13 protein-coding genes are annotated in these 15623 nt (G+C 54.7%); 5 read left to right on the top strand and 8 right to left on the bottom strand.

The window, feature by feature from the left end; translation table 11 throughout:
• Window positions 1-5: 5 nt before the first annotated feature.
• Window positions 6-344 carry a nitrogen regulatory protein P-II gene (glnB, locus tag ACLGE8_RS19430; protein WP_002914032.1) on the top strand — a complete coding sequence of 113 codons (339 nt, stop codon included), beginning with the start codon at window positions 6-8 and terminating at the stop codon, window positions 342-344.
• A gap of 111 nt (window positions 345-455) precedes the next feature.
• On the opposite strand, the gene dtpD is transcribed toward glnB, so the two are convergent.
• The 5 genes from dtpD to hmpA form a co-directional block, all read right to left on the bottom strand.
• The gene (gene dtpD / locus ACLGE8_RS19425; protein WP_411000547.1) at window positions 456-1919 is read right to left on the bottom strand and encodes a dipeptide permease DtpD; all 1464 of its coding nucleotides are present in this window, start codon (window positions 1917-1919) and stop codon (window positions 456-458) included.
• 67 nt (window positions 1920-1986) lie between these two features.
• Window positions 1987-4131, bottom strand: coding sequence for a lysine decarboxylase CadA (gene cadA / locus ACLGE8_RS19420; protein WP_411000590.1), 2145 nt, complete (start codon window positions 4129-4131; stop codon window positions 1987-1989).
• 91 nt (window positions 4132-4222) lie between these two features.
• On the bottom strand, window positions 4223-5554 hold the full coding sequence (gene cadB, locus ACLGE8_RS19415; RefSeq protein WP_395593853.1) for a cadaverine/lysine antiporter: 1332 nt from the start codon (window positions 5552-5554) through the stop codon (window positions 4223-4225).
• Between the two features lie 341 nt (window positions 5555-5895).
• The gene (gene cadC, locus ACLGE8_RS19410) at window positions 5896-7413 is read right to left on the bottom strand and encodes a lysine decarboxylation/transport transcriptional activator CadC (RefSeq protein WP_411000545.1); all 1518 of its coding nucleotides are present in this window, start codon (window positions 7411-7413) and stop codon (window positions 5896-5898) included.
• 135 nt (window positions 7414-7548) lie between these two features.
• Entirely contained in the window at window positions 7549-8739 is a 1191-nt protein-coding gene (hmpA, locus tag ACLGE8_RS19405; protein ID WP_411000543.1) for an NO-inducible flavohemoprotein, read from the bottom strand.
• Window positions 8740-9065: 326 nt separating this feature from the next.
• Here hmpA and glyA point away from each other — a divergent pair, with 326 nt between their 5' ends.
• Entirely contained in the window at window positions 9066-10319 is a 1254-nt protein-coding gene (glyA, locus tag ACLGE8_RS19400) for a serine hydroxymethyltransferase (RefSeq protein WP_411000541.1), read from the top strand.
• Between the two features lie 126 nt (window positions 10320-10445).
• Here the strand turns inward: glyA and ACLGE8_RS19395 are convergent, their stop codons facing one another.
• Together ACLGE8_RS19395 and ACLGE8_RS19390 are read right to left on the bottom strand one after the other, a co-directional pair.
• A complete protein-coding gene (locus ACLGE8_RS19395; RefSeq protein ID WP_411000539.1) occupies window positions 10446-10868 on the bottom strand; it encodes a DoxX family protein in 423 nt (140 codons plus the stop codon).
• Between the two features lie 197 nt (window positions 10869-11065).
• Window positions 11066-11260 carry a ChiQ/YbfN family lipoprotein gene (locus ACLGE8_RS19390; protein ID WP_411000537.1) on the bottom strand — a complete coding sequence of 65 codons (195 nt, stop codon included), beginning with the start codon at window positions 11258-11260 and terminating at the stop codon, window positions 11066-11068.
• Between the two features lie 204 nt (window positions 11261-11464).
• Between ACLGE8_RS19390 and ACLGE8_RS19385 the strand changes: the two genes are divergently transcribed.
• Window positions 11465-12601, top strand: coding sequence for a 3-phenylpropionate MFS transporter (locus ACLGE8_RS19385; protein ID WP_411000535.1), 1137 nt, complete (start codon window positions 11465-11467; stop codon window positions 12599-12601).
• Here ACLGE8_RS19385 and csiE read toward each other — a convergent pair.
• Window positions 12598-13875: a stationary phase inducible protein CsiE gene (gene csiE, locus ACLGE8_RS19380; protein ID WP_411000533.1), complete on the bottom strand. Its 1278-nt coding sequence runs from the start codon at window positions 13873-13875 to the stop codon at window positions 12598-12600. The two genes, ACLGE8_RS19385 and csiE, sit on opposite strands and share 4 nt — an antisense overlap.
• Window positions 13876-13991: 116 nt before the next feature.
• Here csiE and ACLGE8_RS19375 point away from each other — a divergent pair, with 116 nt between their 5' ends.
• Both ACLGE8_RS19375 and ACLGE8_RS19370 read left to right on the top strand, forming a co-directional pair.
• Window positions 13992-14630, top strand: a complete 639-nt coding sequence (locus ACLGE8_RS19375; protein WP_411000531.1) for a DUF1007 family protein — start codon at window positions 13992-13994, stop codon at window positions 14628-14630.
• Window positions 14621-15601: a nickel/cobalt transporter gene (locus ACLGE8_RS19370; RefSeq protein WP_411000529.1), complete on the top strand. Its 981-nt coding sequence runs from the start codon at window positions 14621-14623 to the stop codon at window positions 15599-15601. Before ACLGE8_RS19375 ends, ACLGE8_RS19370 begins: the two co-directional genes overlap by 10 nt.
• Window positions 15602-15623: the final 22 nt, after the last annotated feature.

Genomic DNA, 15623 nt, shown 5'->3' with positions numbered 1-15623 from the left:
ACACCATGAAAAAAATTGATGCGATTATTAAACCCTTCAAACTCGATGACGTACGTGAAGCGCTGGCGGAAGTTGGCATCACCGGGATGACGGTAACGGAAGTGAAAGGCTTTGGCCGTCAGAAAGGTCATACCGAGCTGTACCGCGGTGCAGAGTACATGGTGGACTTTCTGCCGAAGGTGAAAATTGAGATCGTGGTGACCGACGATATCGTCGATACCTGTGTGGATACTATTATCCGCACCGCGCAGACCGGCAAAATCGGCGACGGCAAAATCTTTGTCTTCGACGTGGCGCGCGTGATTCGTATCCGTACCGGCGAAGAAGACGACGCAGCAATCTAATCGATGTAGGCCGGATAAGCGAAGCGCTATCCGGCAGAGCCTGTGCTGGGTGCCGGATGGCGGCGTAAACGCCTTATCCGGCCTACAGCATAACGCCATAGGCCGTTTCCATTACTCGTCGGCCTGCGCCATCGCTACGCTGGACGAACCCAACAGACGTTTCAACGCCACCAGTACTACAATCAGCGCCACTACGCCCAGCGTCCATTCCCCCATCTGCGAGAAAAAGTGCCCATAGGCATCGATAGCCGTATCGTTAATTTGTGATTCGGTGGTTTTCTGCGCCACCACACCTGCCAGCCAGTTAGCGACTGAGCCGGTTGCCAGCATGTAGATGCCGGTCAGTACGCCGGTCACCCCTGGCAAGTTCAGGCGCGTAATCTGCGCCATCGCCACCGGGTCAATAAACAACTCGGCAAAGCCCATCAGTGCCAGCCCGGCGACCATCATGCCCATAGAGGCCTGACCGTGCAGCTGGGCGCCGTGCGCGTTCAGCGCCAGCAGCATGAAACCGGCGCCCATCAACACCAGCCCGAATGCGAACTTCAACCATACCCGCAGGGCAGAGCTAACGCTGCTTTCCGGACGCGACAGCCAGGCCAGCACCACGCCTGCCGTCATCACGGCAACCGCGTTGACCGACTGGAAGAGGGCGGTTGGCACTTCAACGTTCAGCCAGCGACGGTTCACGAAGTGATCGATAAACAGGCTGATAGAGCTGCCGCCCTGCTGAGCCAGTACCCAGAACAGCGTGCCGGTCAGCATCAGCAAAATGATTTGCGATAGGACGCGGCGCTGTGCCGGGAAACGCAGCATAATGCGCGCCACGATTACGGCGGCGGCCGCGCAGACGATCGCCAGCAGATAGCCTGACCAGTCATTTTGCAGCAGCAGGGTGAAGAACAGCGGCGCGATGCATAGCGTTAGCGCCAGCCAGCCCCAGGTCGGTAAGACAAACTTCACCGCTCGCAGCGCAGGTTTGTTCACCCCTTGCGTATGGCGGAAATGGCGATGGCCGCTTAAGAAGACGATCAGGCCAATAAACATGCCGATGCCTGCCAGCGCGAAACCGACGTGCCAGCCGTACCACTGCGCTGCCAGCCCGCAGGCGATAGGCGCCGCAATGGAGCCGATGTTGCCCGCCGCGTACAGCAGCGAAAAACCGCCGTCGCGACGGTTGTCATCGGGGGCGTACATCTCACCCAACAGACAGCTGATATTGGATTTAAACAGGCCGTAGCCGCAGATGATAATTCCCAGCGCAAGGTACAAACTCCACGTGGAGTCCGATTCCACACCGAGTACGATATGCCCAAGCGTCATCAGCAGCGCACCGGATATGACGGCGGTTCGGTTGCCGAGCAGGCGGTCGGCGAGCCAGCCGCCCAGAATAGGGGTGACATAGACCAGCGAGGCGTAGGCGCTGAACAGGTCGATAGCGTGGCTGTCGTTGAAACCAAGCTGGTGGGTAAGGTAAAGGATGAGCAGGGCACGCATGCCGTAGAAGCTAAAATATTCCCAGATTTGAATCGCCACGATGTAGTAGATCGCGCGCGGTTGTGAGGGTGTTTTCATGTCGATTCCTTGTTGTGTGGATGCACGAAAAAGGGAAGCGACTAGCCGCTTCCCTCTGTTTTTTTAATTATTTTTTAGCGTCTTTCAGCACTTTAACCGTGTAGCGACCATCCGCCTGACGGTAGGCGCCGTGGATGTCGGTTTCGAAGCCCGGGTAATGCGCGCCGATTTCGCACAGCATCTGCAGGAACTCCAGCACCGGACGGCTCTCTTCGGTGATCATCTCACCCGGCATCACCAGCGGCACGCCCGGAGGGTACGGCAGGATCATGTTGGCGTTGATACGGCCAACGACTTCATCCAGATAGACCTCTTCCGTTTCGCCATGAAGCTCTTTCTGGAACGCCTCGAACGGGGTGATTTCCATGGCTGGCAGCACTTCAAACGCGCGGAACATCAGGTCCGGCAGGTTGTGGTGCTCAACCAATTTATGGATGCTCTGCGCCAGCTCCTGAATACGCATGTTTTCATAGAATTCAGGCGCTTCCTGGTACAGCGAAGGCAGAATGTTTTTCACCCGCAGGTTCAGGTCAAAGGCGCGTTTGAACTCGGTCAGCGCGCGCAGCAGGCTCAGCGCTTTGGTTTTATCGATCCCGATGCTGAACAGGAACAGCAGGTTGTATGGGCCGGTTTTCTCAACGATGATGCCGCGCTCGTCGAGGTATTTGGCGACCAGGCTTGCCGGAATACCGAAGTCATCCATGGTACCGTCTTTTTTCATGCCCGGCGTCAGGATGGTGACTTTGATCGGGTCGAGGTACATGTGTTCGTTATCGATGTTTTTAAAGCCGTGCCATGCGCTGTCAGAACGCAGCGGCCAGCAGTCAGGGCCGTCGATGTGCTCCGGCTGCCAGACGTCAAAGAACCAGCCTTCGGACTCACCTTTGAGACGTTTGATCTCTTTACGGAACTTGATTGCCCGCTCGATAGAACCGTTAATCAGACGCTTACCGGCATTGCCTTTCATCATCGCTGCGGCGGTTTCGGTGGAGGCCACGATGCCGTAATGCGGAGAGGTGGTGGTGTGCATCATGTAGGCTTCGTTGAAGGTCTCTTCGTTGATGTCGCCTTTCACGTGGATCATTGATGCCTGAGAGAACGCCGCCAGCAGTTTGTGCGTGGACTGGGTCTCATAAATCACTTTGCCTTCAACACGGTCGCCGCTCATCCCACATTTACCCGCATAGATTGGCGAGAAGTTGGTGTAAGGCACCCAGGCAGAGTCGAAGTGGATGGATTTCACATCCAGCGTCTTCTTGATGTAGTCGGTGTTGTACAGCAGACCATCATAGGTGGAGTTGGTGATCACCGCATGCACCGGCCAGGTGGCGTTTGGCGTCGCTTTCACGCGTTTTTCAATGGTGGCGCGCTGGAATTCGCTCTGCGGGATACCGCCGAGAATACCGTAAGCGTTACGGGTTGGGCGGAAGTAGATCGGCGTAATGTTGCTCATCATCATCAGATGGGTGAGCGATTTATGGCAGTTACGGTCGATAAGCACGGTGCTGCCCGCTGGTGCGGAGTACATGCCGACGATTTTGTTCGCGGTAGACGTACCGTTAGTCACCATATAGCTGCGCTCGGCGTTAAAGACGCGAGCGATATACTCTTCGGCTTCTTTGTGCGGGCCGGAGTGGTCCAGCAGAGAGCCCAGCTCGGAAACGGAGATGGAGATGTCAGATTTCATGGCGTTAGGGCCGAAGAAATCATGGAAGATGCTGCCAACCGGGCTTTTCTGGAAGGCGGTGCCGCCCATGTGGCCTGGAGTACAGAAGGTGTATTTACCTTCACGCACGTATTTGAACAGCACTTTGGTCAGCGGTGGCAGAATGGCGTCGATGTATTCGTCGGTGCTCTGGCGGATTTTCGCCGCAATGTCAGCCGCGGCGCCCAGCGCGTATTCGAAGAAACGAACCTGCATGCGCAGATCGTTGAGGCTGACGTCCAGCGTGGAGTAGCTGTTGGCAAAAGCATAAACCGGCATGTACTCGTTCAGCGCGCTGATCTCTTCGCACAGCTCAAGGTTGTACTTATCCCAGTCAAAAATCACGCCGCACAGATTGGCATTATTTTCAATCAGCTTCAGCAGGTCTTCACGGTCATTTGGGTAAACAATGCGGAAGTTCAGGCCTTCCAGTGCGCGATGAAGTTCACGAATAGGCTCTTCTTTAAAGTAGACGCCCATGTGGTTCATGATAGCAATAACGTTCATAGTCATAGTCATGTTTCCGGATAAAGAAGGCCCCTCCCGCTATGATGTAGCAGGTGAAGGTAGGAGCCTTTAGAGAAATTAGGGGGAGCGATTAAAGCGCTTCAGCCGTTTTGTTTTCGTCGTCGTTATGCTGACGCTGGTGCATTTTGCGACCGTAGAACATCAGGATGACCAGGCTGACGATGAAGGTACCGGACAGTTCGAAAGAGCTTGCGCCCATCAGCGCGATGAAGCAGAACGCACAGCCCAGAACCGAACAGATAAGGCTGACGAAGTTGCGCACGTTGATGCCTTCGAAGCGAATCAGGTCAACGCAGGAGTAGAAGTAAGGCAGCATGGTCAGCAGCACGGCAATACCGGTCAGCTCACCGAACAGGTCAGAGGCTTTACCGCCGTTGGAGTTCATTACGGTGATGATGATCATCAGACCGGTCATTTTCAGGCCAGCCAACAGCAGGCCTTTCTTAGGAATGCCGTTTTTATCGAGCTCGCCATACACTTTCGGGAAGTTGCCATCGTTGGCGGCACGCACGCCTGCCTGACCAACCAGCATCATCCACGAACCCAGAGACGTCAGGCACGCAAAGGCGGTGAAGGCGGAAACCAGCGGTGCGGCCCAGCTACCCAGAATGGTAGAGGCGCTGACGGCAAACGGTGCGCCGGAAGAGGCCATCACGGAAGCTGGATACATACCGGAAATAACCTGAGTGGCGGCGATATAAACGATACCCGCCAGCGCGGTACCCAGCATGGTTGCCATCGGTACGGTACGTTTCGGGTTTTTCACCATGCCGGTGCTGACGGCGGCAGATTCCACGCCGACGAACGCCCACAGGCACAGAAGAATACTTTTAATCACCGCGTGTGGATCGGTAGTGGTAGAGGTGTTCCAGTTGGCGTGGTAGGTCGCCATATCAAACCAGTGCCAGCCGACAACGGCAGTTAACACAACCGGGATCAACACCAGGAACAGGCCAATAGTGGTCAGACGGCTTACCCAGGTACCGCCCAGCATATTGATAAAGGTGAACAGCCACACGATGGCGATACACGCGATACCGGCAGGAATAGGGTCATTTAATACCGGGAAATAGGTGGATAAATAAGAGACGGCGGTAATACCGATAGCCAGGTTACCGATCCAGTTGGCGTGGTAATAAAGGACGCCGGTCTGGAAGCCGAAAGCGGGAGATAATTCACCAGCGTACGCAATGGGGCCACCCTGTTGCGGGTTCTTCGTTGCCAGTCGAGCGTAAACGTAAGCCAGTGACATGGCACCAATAATAGAAATAACCCAGCCCCAAATGGCAATACCACCGATGCTGGCGAGGTTCGCGGGTAATAATGCGATACCGCTCCCCATCATATTCCCGGCAACAACGCCGGTACAGGCAAATAGCCCGATCTTCTTGGCAGAACTCATGTTCGTTTCTCCTGAACAGTATTTTTAGGACCGGATCGCAGAATGAGTAATACCAATTGACCCGACCAACTGATGGTAATTATTACTGAGCAGGCTAAGAGAAGTCCTAAAGTAAAAGTGAAATTAAAACAAACATGAAAAAGATGAGGTCTTTACCTTTTTTGCTTAACACATCAGGATAAAAATTTTATATCAGGAAAAGGTAAATAACTTCTAATTACAAGTGGTTAGGTGGCGGTGCCCCATGAGGGGAAATGTTGTCACAAGGTAACAAATAACACCTTGCGACAACATCAATATTACATTAAGAACGCGGTTATTTAACCGTGATAATCGAATTGTTAGGCTGGCGATGACTCTTTAGCTAAAAAAGACTGCAAATACGGGACTATTTTCTCAATTGACGTCTGGAATACGCCATTCTGAATCCAGTACAGCGTGTTCTCGCCTGGTCGTAAATTAAATGCCGTAATATAGGCATCAGCCGCCAGACGACTCTCACCTTTCATTTCATAAACTTTACCCAGCAGTACGTAGTTAAGCCATGACATCTCAATTTCAATGCTTTTATTCACGAAATCAAAAGCGTTGTCGATGTTGCCTTTGCTTAAATAATCGATGGCTTTAATTCGATACAGGATGGAACTGCCTTGAATATCCGGCATTTGTTCTACATGCGCTAATTCTTCATTTAGTGCGGCCAATTGCTGGGTATCAAAAGGTTGCTGTGATTGACGTAAGACGTCCACCATTGCTTTTTGCGCATAGGCGTAGGTGAAGCCGGGTGAGGATTTCGTGATGTTCTCAAGCAGCGTGCTGGCCTTGTTTAACGATGGTGCATCACCAACAGAAACCATCTGCAGCGCCTGGTAAAACTGGGCCAGCGACTGGGTTTCCGGCAGCTTCAGCCGGGTTAGCTGTTTCTGCATCTCCTCTGGCCACGGTTGGGCCAGCGCGCTGGAGAGGCTATCGAACAGATCGCCCTGGATAGAGACCAGGTTGCTATCGGTGACGAAGTAGCGCTTATCGAGCATGGTCGAACCGTCGGCGTTGTCGATAAGCAGCACCGACATAAAGCACTGCTGGGCGCGGTAGTGGCGCTGATTCACAAAGCTGATGGTCAGCGTCTTCCCGGAGCTGCTCGGTTCATTGACGTTATAGTTGGTTTTGTCGTGAACCATAAAGGTGGAATAGGTGTTCAGCGAGGTGGTAATCAGCGTGCCGAGGCCGATGGCATACGACTGCTGCGAGACCCAGTTATTACAGGAGGAGCCCGGTTCAAAGCGAACGTCAATATCGCGTGGGTTAAGCAGCAGGTGTGTATGCGTTACCTGCGGATGCGGGCGCACCACGCTCAGCAGGATCATGGCAATCAGTACGCCAAGCGATAATAAAAAGGCGCACTGAGTCCAGAAGTTGGCAAACCAGCGGCGTGGTTTAGGCTCTACAGCGGCGGCACGCGCGGGCGTTACCGGAGCGCTATCAAGGGCGGTGGTAGGCTGTATCTCAGCGGCTTCACCTGGTATTTCAGACTCGCTAAGCCAGGTGACGGGGGCCGTAAGCTGATAGCCGCGTTTGGGCACGGTAATAATGTATTCGGCGTGGCTATCGCCACCGTCGCGCAACGATTTACGCAGTTCAGAAATACTCTGGGTGACCACATGACTGGTCACAATATTTCGCATCCAGATGTTATCAATAAGCTCGTCGCGGCTGAGCACTTCCCCTGGGTGGTGGGCAAAATACATCAGCAGATCGATTAATCGAGGTTCCAGAGTGAGCTGGCGTCCAGGGCGACTAATTTGATTCACTGAAGGCGTGACGAGCCATTCCCCAACGCGCACAAACGGTTGTTGCATAAAAATGAATCACCAAAGGAAAAGAAAATAGATAAGTGAGTAATGATAACACAATTCACTACCCTATTTTTTGACCGGGATAAGCGCAAAGGGGTAGGAGGGCGGGTAGGAAACTACCCGCCTGGAAAGAAAAGATTACAGGACTTTATGCGGGCCGAAGCATTCGTAGTGGATACGTTCGGCGTTGACGCCAACGGCAAGCAGCTGTTTTGCCGCATGCTGCATAAAGGCAACCGGGCCGCACAGGTAGAACTGCATCTGTGGGTCTTGCAGCTTATCGGCAAGCGGTGCCAGCGCCATGAGCCCTTCGCTGTCGAACGCGCCGGACTGGCGGTCCGCGTCGGTCGGGGTGCGATACCATAGGTGAGAAGTGAAGTCTGGCAGCGCGCTACCCAGCGTTTTCACTTCATCGGCAAAGGCGTGAACGCTGCCGTTTTCTGCGGCGTGGAACCAGTTTACCTGTGCCGGATGGCGGTTTTTCGACAGCGTATCCAGCATCGCGAGCATCGGGGTTTGCCCTACGCCGCCGGAGATCAGGGTGACCGGCGTTTGCTGTGTGACGTTAAGGAAGAAATCACCGGCAGGTGCGGCCAGATGGACCACGTCACCTTCTTTTGCCGCGTTATGCAGCCAGTTCGACACCTGCCCGCCGTTTTCACGTTTCACGGCGATGCGGTAGCCTTTACCGTCCGGCTTGCGGGTCAGTGAGTACTGACGAATCTCCTGATACTCGAAATCTTCCGGCTTCAGCCATACCGCCAGATACTGCCCCGGCTGGTAATCCGCCACCGGCTGACCATCGACCGGTTCCATCTCGAAGCTGGTAATCAGGTCACTGCGCGGCGTCTTTTTGACGATCCGGAAAGCACGAGTGCCTTCCCAGCCGCCGGTTTTGCTGGCGTTATCCTGATAAATCTCGGCTTCACGGTTGATAAACACGCCTGCCAGTACGCCATAGGCCTTACCCCAGGCATCCAGCACTTCCTGGCCTGGGCTAAACATTTCATCCAGCGTCGCCAGCAGGTGTGCGCCCACAATGTTGTACTGCTCTGGTTTGATCTGGAAGCTGGTATGCTTCTGGGCGATTTTCTCTACCGCCGGCAGCAGCGCAGGCAGGTTTTCAATATTGCTGGCGTAGGCGGCAATGGCGTTAAACAGCGCTTCACGCTGGTCGCCGTTACGCTGGTTGCTCATATTGAAAATCTCTTTCAGCTCCGGGTTATGGGTAAACATCCGGTCATAAAAGTGGGCGGTGAGCTTCGGGCCGGTTTCAACCAGCAGGGGGATAGTGGCTTTTACGGTGGCGATGGTTTGAGCGTCTAGCATGGCAGGTCTTCCTTTCTGTGTTATCTAATGTTGCATGTTAAATGCATCTTATAAAAATACCCCTGCTTTGTAAATGGTTCTTTGAAAGAATGCACCATTACGGTTACAACATGAATTATTCACATCACAATCCTGAAAAGAAATCCGTTTCCCCGCGTTAGCCCTTTATTCCTCAACCCCTTGTGTGGTGCGGAGGTAATCGTTTGCGTAATTTCGTTTGTCAAGACCTGTTATCGCAGAACTAATCAGTTATACTGTTGGCCGTTGTCCAATTGGACTGCCTTTTCAGGCCAAAATTTAATTGTTAGCTGAGTCAGGAGATGCGGATGTTAAAGCGTGAAATGAACATTGCCGATTATGATGCCGAACTGTGGCAGGCTATGGAGCAGGAAAAAGTACGTCAGGAAGAGCACATCGAACTGATCGCCTCCGAAAACTACACCAGCCCTCGCGTTATGCAGGCGCAGGGTTCTCAGCTGACCAACAAATACGCTGAAGGTTACCCAGGCAAACGCTACTACGGCGGTTGCGAATACGTTGATATCGTTGAACAGCTGGCGATTGACCGCGCGAAAGAACTGTTCGGCGCAGATTACGCTAACGTACAGCCGCACTCCGGCTCTCAGGCTAACTTCGCGGTCTACACCGCACTGCTGCAGCCGGGCGATACCGTTCTGGGTATGAACCTGGCGCAGGGCGGCCACCTGACTCACGGCTCCCCGGTTAACTTCTCCGGTAAACTGTACAACATCATCCCTTACGGTATTGATGAGTCCGGTAAAATTGACTATGCCGACATGGCTAAACAGGCTCAGGAACATAAACCGAAGATGATCATCGGTGGCTTCTCTGCCTACTCTGGCGTTGTAGACTGGGCAAAAATGCGTGAAATCGCAGACAGCATCGGTGCATACCTGTTCGTCGACATGGCGCACGTTGCTGGTCTGATTGCCGCAGGCGTTTACCCGAACCCGGTTCCACACGCTCACGTCGTGACCACTACCACTCACAAAACCCTGGCGGGCCCACGCGGTGGCCTGATCCTGGCGAAAGACGGTAGTGAAGAGCTGTACAAAAAACTGAACTCCGCCGTGTTCCCAAGCGCGCAGGGTGGCCCTCTGATGCACGTTATCGCCGGTAAAGCGGTGGCGCTGAAAGAAGCGATGGAGCCAGAGTTCAAGGTTTACCAGCAGCAGGTTGCTAAAAACGCCAAAGCGATGGTGGAAGTGTTCCTGAACCGTGGCTACAAAGTGGTTTCCGGCGGTACTGAAAACCACCTGTTCCTGCTGGATCTGGTTGATAAAAACCTGACCGGTAAAGAAGCTGATGCCGCGCTGGGTCGTGCGAACATCACCGTGAACAAAAACAGCGTACCGAACGATCCTAAGAGCCCGTTCGTGACCTCCGGTATTCGTATCGGTTCCCCAGCGGTAACTCGTCGCGGCTTTAAAGAAGCTGAAGTGAAAGAGCTGGCTGGCTGGATGTGCGATGTACTGGACAACATCAACGATGAGTCCGTCATCGAAAGCGTCAAAGCGAAAGTGCTGGCTATCTGCGCTCGCTTCCCGGTTTACGCGTAATCGTTAACCGTAAGATGCAGAAAAGGCCGCGTATGCGGCCTTTTTTTATGCCCGATGGTGCTGCGCTTATCGAACCTACAACGCTTTTGTAGGCTTGATAAGGCGAAGCCGCCATCAAGCAAACCTTCAACGCCTATCTAACGAAATTTTCCCCGGCCCGACAATCGCCAGCAGCAGGAACGCGCCTGAAATGCTGATGTTCTTATAGAAGTTAATCATGTTCGGCATCACCGCATCGCCGGTCATGTTCCAGAAGTGGTGACCAATCACCGCCGTCCCCAGAGTGTAGAAAATAAAAATCACCGCCAGTGGACGAGTAAAGAAGCCCAGAATCACCAGAATAACGGCCGGCACTTCCATCACGATCGCGATGATAGCCGCCAGCGACGGCATCGGTGCGCCTGAAGCTGCCATGTATTGTACCGTTCCGTCGAAGTGGAGCATTTTGGGATAGCCGAAGAGAATAAACAGCAGCACGATAGCGATACGCGCAATCAACAACAGCAGGTCGCGCGAGGCGCCAAAGTCGAGATAACGGAGAGCGTTCATGGTCATTCCATTGTGTAAGTATGTGTGATTTAAACGTAATACACAAAAGGCCTCCCCGCCACCGCGGACCTATAAATCAGTCTTATGGTTGGGGGCGCATCGCGCTACGGTTGGACGATAAACCCGCTTTGATGCCCGGTTATATGAATATTTCTAATACGAAGTTAGCCGATTTTCTGGCCGCTGCCGCTGGAGTATCAATGAGAAGCCTTCAGAACCTTACCGCATTTTTCATCGCTGGCCTGACCGTTACCGCTCATAGCGGCCTGGATGCACTCCTGGTAATCCAGCGGAGAAATGGTTTCGTTGCTGCTGTGGGTTTGAGGCTTTGATGCGCTGCTGGCGCAGCCGATCAACAAAAGCGCGACGAGCGCAGGGATAAGCGTTTTCATGGTTCCGTCCTGAGTTATTGGTGTCCGTGTTGACAGTGTGCACCGCTGCGAAAGCCAGCGCTGTAACCGTTTGTGTGGACGGATGACTGGCGCAAAAACAACTAAAGGTGATATCCATCACAATTCTCTCGTGAGCGTGAGGAGTAGTGCTCTCCAGAATGTGGAGGGAGTCATTAGACTAGGGGCTCCAAAACGGGAGGACCCATGGTTTTGCACTCCACGCGCTGGCTGGCGCTCAGTTACTTCACCTACTTCTTTAGCTACGGTATTTTTCTTCCTTTCTGGAGCGTTTGGCTCAAAGGCGCAGGGCTGTCGCCGGAAACCATTGGCCTGTTGTTAGGCGCGGGGTTGGTTGCCCGTTTTCTCGGTAGTCTGCTGATAGCGCCGAGAGTGAGCGATCCGTCGCGCTTGATAAGCGTATTGCGCATTCTGGCGCTGATGACGCTGCTGTTCGCCGCTGCGTTCTGGGCGGGAGCGCAGGTGGCATGGCTGATGGTGGTGATGATCGGTTTTAACCTGTTCTTCTCGCCGCTGGTGCCGCTCACCGATGCGCTGGCGAACACCTGGCAAAAACAGATAACCATGGACTACGGCCGGGTGCGACTGTGGGGCTCAATTGCCTTCGTGATTGGTTCCGCGCTGACCGGCAAGCTGGTGAGCCTGTTCGATTACCACGTCATCCTGGTGATGCTGAGTCTTGGCGTCGCGTCGATGCTGCTGGGGATGCTGCTGAAACCGTCGGTGATGCCGCTCGGTGAATCCCGCCATCAGGAATCCGTTGGCTGGCCCGCCTGGCGTTCCTTAGTCACGCAAAACTGGCGCTTTCTCGCCTGCGTTAGCCTGCTTCAGGGGGCGCACGCCGCCTATTATGGTTTTAGTGCCATCTACTGGGAGGGGGCGGGGTATTCGGCGTCGGCCATTGGCTATCTGTGGTCGTTAGGTGTGGTGGCCGAAGTGGTCACCTTTGCGCTGAGCAAAAAGGTATTCCGCCGCTTTAGCGCCCGGGATCTGCTGCTGCTGTCGGCGATTTGCGGCGTTATCCGCTGGGGGCTGATGGGCTGGACGACCAGCCTGCCGTGGCTGATTTTGATTCAGATCGTGCACTGCGGCACCTTCACCGTCTGCCATCTGGCGGCGATGCGCTACATTGCCGCCCGTCAGGGGAGCGAAGTTATCCGCCTGCAGGCGGTCTACTCGGCGGTGGCGATGGGCGGCAGTATTGCGGTGATGACCATGTTCTCCGGCTTCCTGTATCAGCATCTCCACCAGGGATTGTTCTGGGTGATGGCGTTGGTGGCGCTGCCTGCGCTGGTGCTGCGGCCGAAAACCGTCGCCCGTTAGGTCTCCAGAATCTTGCAGATATGCTGCTGCTGATGTTCGCTGAGCGGTTGCTCGGCGTGGATCAGCGGCGGTGAAAACAGGGGCAGGGCAATCGCGTATGGCGAAATGACGAGCGTGCTGTTTTTCGGTGCGCCCTCTTTTTGGAAGACGTTGACCGTCAGGTATTTCACGGTGAGCGGCAGCAGCGTCAGCTCCCGCAGTTGCTGTTCAATCTCCTGCTCCAGCGCCGGGTTGTCGCCGGTTAACAGCACCACCTGCTTCTCGTGTAACTCGCTCTCCTGCATTAATCCTGCGCCAAAAATCACCGCAATCAGCGCCGCTTCATCGTCACTGAAGTGCAGGGTATAGCGCGTTTCAAAGTCACAGAGCGCGGCGCGGGTGGTGCGAATTAATCGTGGATAGAGGCGGTGGATCTCTTCCGGCAGGTGATGATCGATGCCGATCTCAAACACGCAGCGGTTCAGCGCCTGCGCCACGTGAACGTAGAGCTGATCGTGCAGGCTGCGTTCATCGGTGAAATGGCAGTGCGCTTCATGCTGAAAACGGTCGACCAGCCGGGCAATCGCCAGATGCAGTTGCTGGTCCTGCTCACGCCCATCAAACTGGGGGTTTGGCACCTTCAGCAGCATAAACAGCAGTGCCAGGAAGTGCTGCTCGTGGCGGTTCGGTGTTCGCATCACCCGCCGCTGCCAATGACGGACAATATCCGCCGCCATCTGATATTCCAGCGTAGACTGCGTCCAGGCGCTTTGCAGCGTGCTAAAAATCGGGCTTTCACCCTGGTGATGCTGTAATAAACAGTACTGGAGATAGAGGCGCAAAAACTGCCCGTCGCGACATTCAAAATCGCGCTGCAGGCTGCGGGCGCAGCGGTTCACCAGCGCCTGCAGGTTGGTTTCATCGTACAGCGTACGGGGGATCTTTAACTGTCTGAGCTGTGTTTTCAGCGCTGGTGTAAAATGGTGCGCCACAAAGTGCGGACACAGACGCAATGCGCGACGAAGCCAGTGCAGCAAGCACAGGCGCAGGTCGAGAGTAGTGCCTTCAATCCGATAGCAGCCATCCGCCTGAGTGGCGATCGCCAGACGATGGTAACGCTCAACCTCCTCTCCGGCTTCAATGACATCTTGCCGGGCGGTGGAAACATCGACATTATTCACCATGCCAATGTATTCCGCCGTGATGGAATGACCAGGGAGATAGAGCATCAGCAGCGCCTGGCAGCGGCGCTGCGGACTGGAAAGCACAGATGGCGGTTCGAGTACGGTCATCATCTGTTGGGATCCAGCAGCAGGTTATGAGCATAAGAATAGACAAAAGATAACGGCAGCTAATGGGCTTTAGCTAAGGAATGCGGGTGACGGTCACAGAATTTTTCACTGAGGAACCGATGAAGAGAGTGAAACAATGCGCGGTTCTGATGTTTCTTACGGTTTTATCGTTAAACGTCAGCGCACATCCGCACAGCTTTATTACCATCACTAACCAGCTGGTGGTGGCTGACGGCAAGCTGACGGGCATGAAAATGCGCTGGGTGATGGATGAACTCACCTCGGCGGATTTGCTCTACGACGCGGGCAATGCGAAGCCGGGCGATGAGGTCTGGAAAAAGCTGGCCGCTGAGGTGATGGCGAACGTACTGGGGCAGCACTACTTTACCGAGTTCTGGCATGACGGTAAAAAGGTGAAGTTCGAAAACCTGCCTACCGCCTACGGCCTGGCGCGTCAGGGGCATCAGGCGGTGCTGACCTTTACCTTACCGCTGGCGACGCCGCAGACGCTGGCGGGGCAGACTTACACCTTTTCCACCTTCGACCCGACCTATTATGTCGATATGAGCTACGAAAAGGACGGTGACGTGGCGTTTGCTCCAGATTTTAAAGGTGTATGCAAAGTCAGCGTCCATACCCCGCATCCCAACGATGAGATGCTCTCCTATGCGCAATCGCTTGATAAAGCGGATGCGCCTCCGGAAGATATGGATCTTGGAAAACAGTTTGCACAGAAGGTCACCATCGCATGTCAGTAATCTCTGTTAATCGTCGCGCCTCGCGCCGCTGGCTGTCGCTTTGGCCGCTGCTGCTGTTTTTCGCGGTTGCGGTTATTGGCTTGCTATGGCTCTGGCAGGCGTGGCCACAGGTGATGCTGCAAAGCGTGGTTTGGCAGCGCGACGTGAATCAGCAGATGAGCGGTTTGCTGCAGGCCGTGGCGGAAAACCCGACCAGGGCGGGTGGAGCGCTGCTGCTGTTCAGCTTTGTCTACGGCGTGCTGCATGCGCTGGGGCCGGGGCACGGTAAGGTGGTCATCACCACCTGGCTGGCCACCCATCCTTCAAAATTAAAATCCAGTATTGGCCTGACGCTCGCGGCATCTTTATTACAGGGGCTGGTGGCCATTGGCCTGGTGGTGGTGGTGCTGACGCTGCTTCGGCTTCCGGCGCGCCAGTTACACCTCAGCAGTTTCTGGCTGGAGAAGGGCAGCTATGCGCTGGTAGGCGTGCTGGGGTTATTACTCTGCTGGCGGGCGCTGAAAAAGCTGCGTGCGCTGCTGCACAAACCGAAATTTACCGCTTTTACGCCGCACCACGTCCATGACCAGCACTGCGGCTGTGGTCATCAGCACATGCCGGACCCAAAGCAGCTTGAGCGCGAGGAAGACTGGCGCGCGAGGCTGATGATTATACTGTCGATGGGCATGCGTCCCTGTTCCGGGGCCATTATGGTGCTGCTGTTCAGCAAAGTGATTGGCGTGTTTGGTTGGGGCGTCGCCTCTGCGCTAGCGATGGCGGCGGGAACGTCGCTCACCATCTCTTCACTGGCGCTGCTGGTCCACGGTTTTCGCACCCTGGCGGTGAAGCTCAGCGGCAATAAAACGCCGGTACTGTGGCGGCAGGTGGGCTGGACAACGCTGGCGCTGGCCGGTGGCGTAGTTCTGGTCGCTGCGGCGGTAGTGATGTGGGTCAGCGCGGTGCCGGTGGGCAGAGGGTTAAGGCCGTTCTAAAGCTGAAATGCTGGTCAATAAG

Origin of the sequence: Kluyvera sp. 142486 (genome assembly GCF_046569695.1) — a bacterium.
Lineage (GTDB): Bacteria > Pseudomonadota > Gammaproteobacteria > Enterobacterales > Enterobacteriaceae > Kluyvera.
Note: the sequence above shows the minus strand (reverse complement) of the source record. Positions and strands in the feature narration are given on the sequence as shown.

Excerpts from the sequence above, each read along its gene's own strand:
- ACLGE8_RS19375 (WP_411000531.1), top strand. The coding sequence starts at position 13,992 with ATGAAGAGAGTGAAACAATGCGCGGTTCTGATGTTTCTTACGGTTTTA.
- csiE (WP_411000533.1), bottom strand. The coding sequence starts at position 13,875 with ATGATGACCGTACTCGAACCGCCATCTGTGCTTTCCAGTCCGCAGCGC.
- ACLGE8_RS19385 (WP_411000535.1), top strand. The coding sequence starts at position 11,465 with ATGGTTTTGCACTCCACGCGCTGGCTGGCGCTCAGTTACTTCACCTAC.
- ACLGE8_RS19370 (WP_411000529.1), top strand. The coding sequence starts at position 14,621 with ATGTCAGTAATCTCTGTTAATCGTCGCGCCTCGCGCCGCTGGCTGTCG.
- cadB (WP_395593853.1), bottom strand. The coding sequence starts at position 5,554 with ATGAGTTCTGCCAAGAAGATCGGGCTATTTGCCTGTACCGGCGTTGTT.
- glyA (WP_411000541.1), top strand. The coding sequence starts at position 9,066 with ATGTTAAAGCGTGAAATGAACATTGCCGATTATGATGCCGAACTGTGG.
- glnB (WP_002914032.1), top strand. The coding sequence starts at position 6 with ATGAAAAAAATTGATGCGATTATTAAACCCTTCAAACTCGATGACGTA.
- ACLGE8_RS19390 (WP_411000537.1), bottom strand. The coding sequence starts at position 11,260 with ATGAAAACGCTTATCCCTGCGCTCGTCGCGCTTTTGTTGATCGGCTGC.
- cadC (WP_411000545.1), bottom strand. The coding sequence starts at position 7,413 with ATGCAACAACCGTTTGTGCGCGTTGGGGAATGGCTCGTCACGCCTTCA.
- dtpD (WP_411000547.1), bottom strand. The coding sequence starts at position 1,919 with ATGAAAACACCCTCACAACCGCGCGCGATCTACTACATCGTGGCGATT.
- hmpA (WP_411000543.1), bottom strand. The coding sequence starts at position 8,739 with ATGCTAGACGCTCAAACCATCGCCACCGTAAAAGCCACTATCCCCCTG.
- cadA (WP_411000590.1), bottom strand. The coding sequence starts at position 4,131 with ATGAACGTTATTGCTATCATGAACCACATGGGCGTCTACTTTAAAGAA.
- ACLGE8_RS19395 (WP_411000539.1), bottom strand. The coding sequence starts at position 10,868 with ATGAACGCTCTCCGTTATCTCGACTTTGGCGCCTCGCGCGACCTGCTG.